Origin of the sequence: Bordetella petrii (assembly GCF_020991325.1) — a bacterium.
Lineage (GTDB): Bacteria > Pseudomonadota > Gammaproteobacteria > Burkholderiales > Burkholderiaceae_B > Bordetella_A > Bordetella_A petrii_E.
In genome coordinates this window covers 1-1,045 of the sequence record NZ_JAJMLX010000512.1, presented here as the reverse complement: position 1 = coordinate 1,045, position 1,045 = coordinate 1, and the positions used below count along the sequence as shown (strand labels likewise).

2 protein-coding genes are annotated in these 1,045 nt (G+C 69.8%); both read right to left on the bottom strand.

Annotation, left to right across the window (positions count from 1 at the left end; all coding sequences use genetic code 11):
* On the bottom strand, positions 1 to 588 hold a 588-nt coding region (locus LPZ50_RS25030; RefSeq protein ID WP_230665523.1), incomplete at its 3' end, for a PhaM family polyhydroxyalkanoate granule multifunctional regulatory protein.
* A gap of 29 nt (positions 589 to 617) precedes the next feature.
* Positions 618 to 1,045: glycine zipper 2TM domain-containing protein (locus LPZ50_RS25025; RefSeq protein WP_230665522.1), on the bottom strand; the 428-nt coding region annotated here is incomplete at its 5' end.

Below are 1,045 nucleotides of genomic sequence, written 5' to 3'. Positions count from 1 at the left end.
GGCCCCGGCCGGCGGCGGCGTGCGCGCCGCCTCGGGCATGCTGGCAGCCGTGGCCGACGCGATCTGGTTGAACTGTTGCTGCAACAGGTTCCACCAGGCCTGCGACGCCGACTGGGCGGCCTGGTTGACCTGGTCGGCAGTGGCGGAGGAACCGGCGGCATCACCCGCCGCCGCGGCCTGCTGCCCCGAACCGAAAGGCGTGGCGGAATGCGCCGCAGGGGCGGGTTTCAGGCCCAGGGCCACTTCCAGCGGCGAAGCCTCGCCCGTGGCGGCGGCGCCGCCCACGAAGGAACGCAGGGTGGCAATAGTGGCGCGCTGCACTTCCAGGCCCTGGATGGCGCTGCTCAGCATCGACAGGTTCATGCGCAGCCAGTTTTCCACGGTACGCAGGTCGGCGATGCGGCGCTCCAGGTCTTCCAGGTTCATGGGCGGCCCCATGGGCAGCGACTGCGCCAGGCCGCCGGGGCCCGCCAGCCCCGCCCAGGCCTTGCGCATCATCTCCATGCTGGCCAGCAGCGGATTGCCGGACAAATCGCCGTCCTGCCCCAGGCCGGGCAGGACAAACGGGTTGGTGTTCGATTCAGGCATTCAGTCTCCAGTAGCGCGCCAGGCAGTGGCTAGCGCGGTAACAGTTGGCCGTTCTCGACCCGCACGTGATCGCCCGAGGCATAGGCAAACGGCTGCGAGCTGCGGAAAGTGCGGGTGCTGCCGTCGTTCATGCGCACGAGCATCTCGTAGTGCGTCACAGTCTGTTGCTGTCTGATATTACGCTCGATTTCATGACCTGCCAAAGCGCCCCCCAGGGCGCCCACCACGGTCAGGGCGTCCTTGCCGCTGCCCCCGCCAAACTGGTTGCCCACGATGCCGCCGACCACGCCACCGGCCACCGTCCCGATGATGTTGTGCCCGCCGCTGCTCTGGGCGGGAACCTGGATGGGGCGGATGGTTTCGACCACGCCGCAATTGGCGCAGGAAGCCTTCGGCGCCGGCGGCTTGGCCGCCTTGGGCGCCGTGGCGACCTTGGCGGGCGCGGGCTGGGGCGGGG